The sequence below is a fragment of the Pelagerythrobacter rhizovicinus genome (genome assembly GCF_004135625.1).
Classification (GTDB): domain Bacteria; phylum Pseudomonadota; class Alphaproteobacteria; order Sphingomonadales; family Sphingomonadaceae; genus Pelagerythrobacter; species Pelagerythrobacter rhizovicinus.
The window spans coordinates 1,317,225-1,325,501 of sequence record NZ_SDPV01000002.1; the positions used below are offsets into that span (position 1 = coordinate 1,317,225).

Annotated in this window: 6 protein-coding genes; 1 reads left to right on the forward strand and 5 read right to left on the reverse strand. The window is 62.3% G+C overall.

Going from position 1 to position 8,277, the window contains the following annotated elements:
* Nucleotides 1-47: 47 nt before the first annotated feature.
* Together ETX26_RS14180 and ETX26_RS14185 are read right to left on the reverse strand one after the other, a co-directional pair.
* On the reverse strand, nt 48-2,258 hold the full coding sequence (locus tag ETX26_RS14180; RefSeq protein WP_129525286.1) for a TonB-dependent receptor: 2,211 nt from the start codon (nt 2,256-2,258) through the stop codon (nt 48-50).
* Nucleotides 2,259-2,528: 270 nt separating this feature from the next.
* Complete coding sequence (locus ETX26_RS14185) at nt 2,529-3,287, reverse strand: GntR family transcriptional regulator (RefSeq protein WP_129525287.1); 759 nt, start codon at nt 3,285-3,287, stop codon at nt 2,529-2,531.
* 109 nt (nt 3,288-3,396) lie between these two features.
* On the opposite strand from ETX26_RS14185, the gene ETX26_RS14190 reads away from it, so the two are divergent.
* On the forward strand, nt 3,397-4,695 hold the full coding sequence (locus tag ETX26_RS14190) for a CitMHS family transporter (RefSeq protein ID WP_129525288.1): 1,299 nt from the start codon (nt 3,397-3,399) through the stop codon (nt 4,693-4,695).
* An 83-nt stretch (nt 4,696-4,778) separates the two neighbouring features.
* Here ETX26_RS14190 and ETX26_RS14195 read toward each other — a convergent pair whose 3' ends face one another.
* The 3 genes from ETX26_RS14195 to ETX26_RS14205 form a co-directional block, all read right to left on the reverse strand.
* Entirely contained in the window at nt 4,779-5,969 is a 1,191-nt protein-coding gene (locus tag ETX26_RS14195; protein WP_129525289.1) for a porin, read from the reverse strand.
* A 908-nt stretch (nt 5,970-6,877) separates the two neighbouring features.
* Nucleotides 6,878-7,429 carry a hypothetical protein gene (locus ETX26_RS14200; protein WP_129525290.1) on the reverse strand — a complete coding sequence of 184 codons (552 nt, stop codon included), beginning with the start codon at nt 7,427-7,429 and terminating at the stop codon, nt 6,878-6,880.
* A gap of 319 nt (nt 7,430-7,748) precedes the next feature.
* Complete coding sequence (locus ETX26_RS14205; protein ID WP_404825308.1) at nt 7,749-8,102, reverse strand: RHS repeat-associated core domain-containing protein; 354 nt, start codon at nt 8,100-8,102, stop codon at nt 7,749-7,751.
* Nucleotides 8,103-8,277 lie beyond the last annotated feature (175 nt).

The following is an 8,277-nucleotide window of genomic DNA, read 5'->3' on the forward strand; positions in this document are numbered from 1 at the left end:
CAAGTCCCGTTCGATCGCTGTCTGTCACCCTTCGGTTCCTTTCCGGGTCAGTATTCCCACCGCAATGTCGCACCGTAGGTCCGCGGCGGGTTGAAGGCGGCGAAGTGCGCGCCGAGGAAGATGGCCTGCCATGTCCGGGTGCGCTCGTCGGTCAGGTTCTTGCCCCAGATCGAGAGCGAAAGATGATCGGCAATGCCCTCGATCATCACCCGGGCGTCGACGAAGTGCGTCGCCGGCCTGATCTCGGGCGGCTGATTGCTGTTGTCGTCGTAGATGAGGCTTTCGTACCGGTAGTCGGCGGCGAGCGTGAGATCGACGCCGCCGGGCAAGGCGTGGGTGTACGATGGGGAAACGGAGACCTTGTGCCGCGGCGTGCGCGAAATCCGGTTGCCGGCAAGATCGACGCCGTTCTCGACGTATTCGTCGAACGTCGCGTCGGTGTAGGCGTAGGCGACCGAAAGATCGAAGCCGTCGAAGGGCCGGGCGAGGAGCTGCGTTTCGTAACCCTTGATCGTTGCGGCTCCTGCGTTGGTGGTGAAGATCCCGCCGGTCTCCGGGTCCACCTGGCGTGTCTGCAGGTCTTCGTAGTCGAGGTAGAACAGGGTGTTGTTCCAGATCAGCCGGCCGTCGATGAGCGTGCTTTTCTGCCCGATCTCGTACTGGGTCGCCGTCTCGGGCTCGTAGGCCGTGGCCGCGTCGACCGCGGTTTCCGGCGTTTCCTGGAAGCCCCCGCTTTTGAAGCCGCGCGAAACCATCGCGTAGAACAGGTGATCGGCATTCGGCTGGAAATTGACGCCGGCGCGATAGGTAAGCGCGTCGAAGTCCGCCGAAGTCGCGACATCGAAGAACTCGCTCCCCCGCAGCGGCACGTCACTGCGGGTGTTCGCGACATGATAGCTCTTGTCGTCCCGTGTGTAGCGCAGGCCACCGATCACCGAGAGGCGATCGGTGATCGGCACCGTGGCATCGCCGAACACGGCAACGCTGTCGAGCGACGAATTCTGATCGTAGATCTCGGTCAGCGGAATGGGCGCGACCGGGGCGGCGTCGAGAATGAAGATGTCGTCGCGCCGGACCTGCTGATTATAATGATAGAAGCCGATTACCCAGTCGACCGCGCTTCCGGGAAGCGAGGCGAGGCGTACCTCCTGACTGCTGGACTCGGCTTTCTCGTCCTGCCCCCCGCCGATGTTCACCCCGTTGAAGCCCGGCGAGTCCGGGTTGCTGTTTCCTCCGTCGAAGTCGTAGCGCAGGCCGTAGTCCAGGTCGCGGTATGAACCGAGGAAGATCGCCCGCGCAAACGGCAGATCGTAGCTGATCTCGGCGCGGACGCCGATGGTGTCGCGGTTCTGATAGCCGACGTCCGAGCCGTAGGTGAGGTCGGGATCGGCATTGATGCTGTAGAGCGCGGATATCGGATCCGACGTGTCGCGCCCGACGACGTGGTTGGCGGGCCCCGTGGCCCGGTCGCGTGTGCCGTCGATCGTGAAATGCATGCGTAGCTCGGGCGTAGGCTCCGCATAGAACTGGACTCGCCCGCTCAGCGTTTCCTGATCGCTGACATCTTCATCGAGGAAGGCGTTGCGGACGTAGCCGTGGTGGCTTCGATAGGCGCCGCTCACCCGGATTGCGCCGGTGTTCTGCGCGAAGGGGACGTTGACGAACGCGGCGGTGTCGAAGCGGTCGTAGTTGCCATAGGTCGCTTCGGCCGAGGCGTCGAAACCTGCCGGATCGGGCTTGCGCGTGATGACATTGATCGCGCCGCCGACCACGTTTCGGCCGAACAGCGTGCCCTGCGGCCCCTTGAGCACTTCGATCCGCTCGATGTCGAAGGCGTCGAAGGCGATTCCCGCCGGGCGGCCGAGGTATATGTCGTCGAGGAACACGCCGGCGCTCGGGTCTCCGGCGGCGCCGCGGTCCGAGGACCCGATCCCGCGAATGAAGAGCCTGGGTTGCGCCGACGGAAAGGCGTCGAAGCTCAGGCCAACCGTGCGGGTGACGACGTCGTCGACGGCCTGGATGCGCGCGTTCGCGATTTCCTCGGCCCCGAACACCGTGACGGTCACCGGCACGTCCTGCAGGTCCTGGTCGCGGCGCTGCGCGGTGACGACGATCATAGGCTGTTCGGGATTCGTTGCCTCCGCGCGGGGCATCGGCTCCGGCGCTGCAGCGTCGCTGTCCTGAGCGTGCGCCGCATTCGCGCAGACGAGCGCTCCCGTCGCGACCCCGAGCAGGAAGCGTGTTGACCGTCCGTTCATCGTCACCCTCTCCTATCCACGCCGCCTTGTTGGCGATCCGGCACCTGGCAAACGATATCGAATTCAATTTGTCAACGGTATGGATTCATTTCATGGATGATGCGCGCTATGAATCGGGACAAGTTGCCCGGGGATCGTGGAGGACCATGCAGAGGGCGCATGAAAACATACGACAACTGGCGCCTCTCTGGCGCTAGTTGCCGAAGGCTCAGAGTACGTGAAAGTGGATGCAGTATTGACGGGAATGGCGCCGACCTGCAGCCCCTACGTCTATCGGCGGGTCGCGATCGCGGCCAGGCGATCCCTCGATTTCAGGACGTGAGTCAGCATGGACCGTTCCGCCCGCTCCGCCTCCTCGCTCGCGATCGCGTCGAGAATCTCCTCGTGATCGCCCTGCGATTCGACAATGTGTCCGGGGGGCGTCTCGGGCACCAGCCTGTGCCGTTGTGGCACGTATCTGGCCACCGCGGGACAGAGCCGCGCAACGTCGCCGAAAACCGGGTAGATCAAGGTCATCCTGATCGCATTGCGGATCGCCGCGTTGCGCGAAACGCTGACGATCAGCGAATGAAAGTCGCGGTTGGCCTGATACCAGTGACGCTCGATCTCTTCGGACCACTTTCCCCGCGCCACGATCGCAGCACCTTCCTCGACCGCCTGGCGGAGCAGCCCGAGTTCGGACAAGGCCCAGCCGTAGTCTACCGACAGGCCGCAGCCCCGCGCTTCGAGAACGGCGCGCGCCTCGATCGCGTCGAGCACGTCACGCAGTCGGATGTCGCGTACCGCATACCCGCGGTTGACGTTGTAGGATGCCAGCCCTTCGGCCGTCAGCACCGCCAGCGCGCTGCGCACCGGCGTGCGCGAAACGCCGAGATCCTTGGCGATGGTTTCGGCTGCCAACCGGCTGCCCGCGGGTATCCGGCCGGTCACGATCAGCTCGCGCACGCGCGTGAGAACGGTGAGCGTCGCCGGCTCGGCGCGTGCGCCGGGCTCCCTCGCGAAGTGATCTGTCGGTTCGGTCTTCGGCATGGTCGAAGGGCTGTTAGCATCGCGACCGGGCGCTGCGAATGCCCGATTTCGCCCTTCGAACAACGGGATCGGCCCTAATCCATAGGACAGGTATCGGGAGAGCAAAGCAATGAACCTCGCCCTCTTGGGCTTCGCGACGGTTGCGACCTTCATCGCCCTCATCATGACGAAGCGGCTTTCCGCCGTGGTTGCGCTGATCGCAGTGCCTATTCTCTTCGGGCTGTTCGCGCAGGCTGGCGACGGCCTCGGCGAGATGGTCGTCGACGGCATCCTTCAGGTCGCGCCGATCGCGCTGCTGCTGTCGTTCGCGATCCTTTTCTTCGGCATCATGATGGATGCCGGTCTGTTCGACCCGCTGGTCCGCCGCATTCTGCACGTGGTGGGGAACGATCCGCTGCGCATCTCGATCGGAACGGCGGCGCTGTCGGCGTTCGTTTCGGTGGATGGCGATGGAACGACCACGGCACTGATCGTGATAACGGCTCTGCTGCCGGTCTACCGGTCGGTCGGCATGAACCCGCTCATCCTGGGGACGCTCCTGGGACTCGCGAACGCCGTGATGAACTGGGTCCCCTGGGGCGGCCCGTCGGCGCGAGCGGCCGCGGCGCTCAACGTCGACCTGGTGGACGATCTCTTCCTCCCGCTTCTGCCCGCCATGGCCGCCGGTCTCGCGGCGACCTTCGCGCTCGCCTGGCGCTTTGGAATTTCGGAGCGGCGCCGTCTCGGATGGACGGCTGCCCAGATGAAGGCCGGCGCACTTGTCGAGACGGCATCGCCGCCCGAACGGCGCCCGCATCTCTTCTGGCCGAACCTGCTGCTCACTGTCGGGCTCATGGTCGGCATGTTCACCGGGCTGGCGCCGCTTCCGGTGCTGATGATGGGAGCCTTCGCGATCGCCGTGACGATGAACTATCCGGGCCTACAGGCACAGCGCGAGCGGATCGAGGCGCATGCCGGCAACGTCGTCATGGTTGTCGTGCTGATCTTCGCCGCGGGATCATTGACGGGAATCCTGAATGGCACCGGCATGCTCGACGCGATGGCGCGCTCGCTGGTAGCCGCGGTGCCCGACGCGATGGGGCCCTACCTGGCGCCGGTCACGGCGGCGCTGAGCCTGCCGCTGACCTTCGTGATGTCGAACGATGCGTACTATTTCGGAATCGTCCCCGTGCTGGCGGAAACTGCGAGCTCCTTCGGCATCGCGCCGGAAGTCATCGCGCGGGCCTCGATGATGGGACAGCCGGTCCACCAGCTCAGTCCCCTGCTCGCGCCGGTCTATCTGGCCTGCGGCCTGCTCGGCCTCGAGGTCGCCGACGTGCAGCGCTTCGCGCTCAAGTACGCCGCGCTCCTCTCGCTCGTGCTGTTCGCCGGGACCTTGGCCAGCGGCGCGATCCCGCTTCCAGCCTGAGCTTTCCCGGCACTTCATGCTGCTGGCGCGGGTGAGCCTCGCCGAGTCGAACAGGAAGATAGAGCGGACCTGCGGTCGTGGGGTTACCAGCTCATTCGCAGGGCGGTGGTCCAGGTCCAGCCGTCGTAAGCGCCGCCGTCGTTCGCCCGATCGCGCATATTGGCGTAGGTGAGGCCGGTCAGGGCCTTCAGCCGATGGCCGAAGATGTAGTAGTTCAGCCCGGCGTAGAGCTCATGGTAACGGTCGCCGCGCCCGCTGGTGGCCGCGTTCTCGTAGCGGGCGAGGCGCAGACCGTTGGCCTCGTCGCTGTTCAGATAGGTATAGCGGCCGGCCAACTGCAGGCGGCTGGTGAGGTCCATCCACGGCAGCACGGTCACCCCCATCGCGTCGCTCTGGCCGAGGAAGCCGTCGCCGGCCACCAGGTCGCCCGAGACGCCCCATCCTTCCGCCTCCAGAATGAAAGCCAGCGATCCGATGTGCTGAAACGAACGTGTGAAGTCGCTGTCGGCGTCAGGTTCGTTGTAGACGTAGTCCGCGCGCAGAAGTGCCTTCTTGACCCCGAGCGGCTGCGCGAAATCCCGCCCCAGGCTTCCGAGCCAGAAATATCCGCCGTCGAAGTCGCCGAACTCGGAGTTGCTGCGACCGCCGCTGAAAACGCCGGTGTTGTAGCTCCATGCTCCGCTCCGGCCGCTGACGCTCACGCCGGGGATATACTCGTCCGTGAACCAGAAATTGTTGGCGACGTTGCTGCGGTCGATCGTCAGGAGTTCGTTCGACGAGGTGGCGCCGTCGAGCGTGAACTTGACCGAATGCTTGCCCACCTTGACCTGTGCGGCATCGCTGAAGCGCCAGGCGAGATAGGCGTCGGTCAGGCGGCTGTAGAGCGGGCCGCCTTCGAGGTCGAGCTCGGTTTCGACATGCGCCTCGAGATTACCCAGCAGGCGGGCGCGTGCGCCCAGGCGCGCGCGCCGCACGACGAGATCGCTCGCGTCACCAACGTCAGATTCGACCACGTAGTTGTCCAGGTGCAGTCTGCCGACGATCCGCAGCTCGTCCAGTACGCCCCCGTCTTCGCCGCGATAGATCGTCGGGACGTTCCATAGGTCCTCGAAGCCGTTCTCCTTCGCATCGCCGTCCGCCGGCTGCGCCTCGATGGCTGCAGACTGGCCGGGATCCGAAGACGGCCGCTGTTCGCCCGCCCGGGCGACGGCCGCGCCTTCGAGCAGCCCCAGAAGGGCCAGTCCGGCGAGGAAGTGGCTGCGAAGATGCGTCATTTCGTGTCGATCCAATAGCAGAAGTCCGGATCGACCCTGAATGACATTTATGTTTCATCCGTATGACATACGACCGACAAAATTATGAACATTTCGGAACCCGGGGGCGTCCTCACCAGCATACGCGTCGAGGCCGCGCATCACGAAGCACGCGCTTGCGCACCCCTGAGGGGGCCGGCGAGGACACCGTTCATGGTCCTACTTCGATCGGATCGGCTGAATCCCAGACATCTGCGGACGGCACCGACTAGAAAAATGGCAGATTTCCGCCATTTGCTGACCGTCTCAGGATGTCAGGAGAAGAGTAGATGGTGCCAGAAGAGGACTCAAAACGGCAAAATAACGTTTCGGTATCTGAGCGTTACATTTGATTTGATTTTGCCCATGGCCCCAAAGATGCCCCCGTAACCGGAATGCTGGAGTGGTTCGAGTACTGCTTCAGTCCGCCCGCGGAACGCTTCATATCCATGAGCCACGCTGGACGCCGCTCGGAAGGGGGTGGATTCCAGCTCGGGCAACACACCCGCCGGCAGGCGGAACAACGATCCTCGCGGCGCGTCAGGCAGGCTCCGGCAACAACGCGGTGCGCAAATCGCGTGGATCGCGCACAACTCGCCGCCGGCCCCGGAGTTGGCCAGCGGGAACAAAAGAATATAGCCGTGCGAGTGACGGGCGGATCGCCGCAAAGCCGCTCAACTCGTTCGCGAGTTGTTTCTGCACAAGCTCAGTTTGGCCGCTAACCTGCTGACCACCCTCGCAACTCTCATCGGCCATCGCTGGACTCGGTGTGCTCGCTAGATACCACCATTGCAAGGTCGATCCGGTAATGAAGCCGGGATGTTCAACGGAGAGCAACCATGTCTTTATCGCGCTTCGAGCGAAAAGAATATCGACTTTATCTCTTTTGATCAGCGAGCAATCCGCGCGTCGTAAGTCGGAGGGGCGTCAGCAGTTCTGACGAGTCTCCCACCTTCTCTGGCAAAGCTCAATGCGCTTGGGAAGACAAACTCCCCCGTAGTCGTTAGTCCCGCTCCGTTACCTATACTCTTCGCTATTTTCTTAATACGCGACAGGATCTTTGCCGCCTCCGTGGACTCTTTCGAACGCCCTATCTGCGAAAGCAAAAGCCGTTTGTGGTCGAGCTGTTCTCCGCAGTTGAATGTCAGAACATCGGGGTTCTGTATGAGATTAAATTCTGCCAATCTATCGGAGCCGACGATATCCCTAGACTGCAATTTCGCGGGGTCAAAAGAAGCGTAATATATGCTTCTCTTGGCGATTAAATCAGATTCCTCACGCAGAAAATTCAGAAATCTTACCAGTCCCCCGAATACTCTCGGCCCCTTTTCCCTATCGAAACATCGTTCTACTATCTTAAAACCATATTCCGAATCGATTTGAGAGAAAAATTCTCCATGCTCCTCGTCGGCGGCAAAATATTCAAAACGATCCGAGCGCATGGTCAGTTACAACGCTCTTTAACAACACATACAACCGGCTGACCAGAGCGTTCCGCAATATCCCGCGCCGCATTGGCTTCTCGGGGCGTTAGAGAGCCATTGGATCGCGTATCCACAGTTTGCACCTGAAACCCGTTCCCATCGCGATCCACCGCACTCCCATCGGAGTAACGCGCGCCGCGGTTGCCGCCGTTGGGATCTGCAAACCTAGTTTCCGCACCACGATTCATACCCCCGGTGACCCGTCCGCCCTGGCTCTCAATTCGATCACCAATGGTCTGATTTTGCGCTCTCGTAGCTGCACTACCTCTCCGTCCACCTAGTGCTCGTCCTGTGGCCTAATAGCGCCTTTTGCCGCTTTAACATCGCTGGGTGCCACCGGTGAAACTAGCTCGGCAACAGCAACCAGTCTCTCTAAAGGAGTGGATGAAGGAGCAAAAATAGTCACTGCGGTGTCCGCAACGTCGATCACCGCTTCAACTACATTGCCTCGATGCTTGATTGTTTGCTTAATGAACAGCTTGAGCGCATTTTCACCCGTCGGATCGACCCCATTGACCGGATCATTCCCGACGTAGGCATACATATTCATGCCGTCTTCGTAACCGATGGGGTCGGTCTGCATGAACCGGCCGAGGGTGGAGGAGTAGAACCGGGCCTTGTAGTGGTACATCCCGGCCTGTGGCAGCCAGATTTGCCCGTGTACTGAAAGCGTCCGATGTTGGTTCCGGCCATGCGAACGCGGCGACGGAAGCTGCGCTCAATGCCATGGCGGTGACGGGCGTGATCGAGATCGCCTATGACACAAACGGGAACGTTGCCTCACGCAAACTCAAATCCGGCAGCAC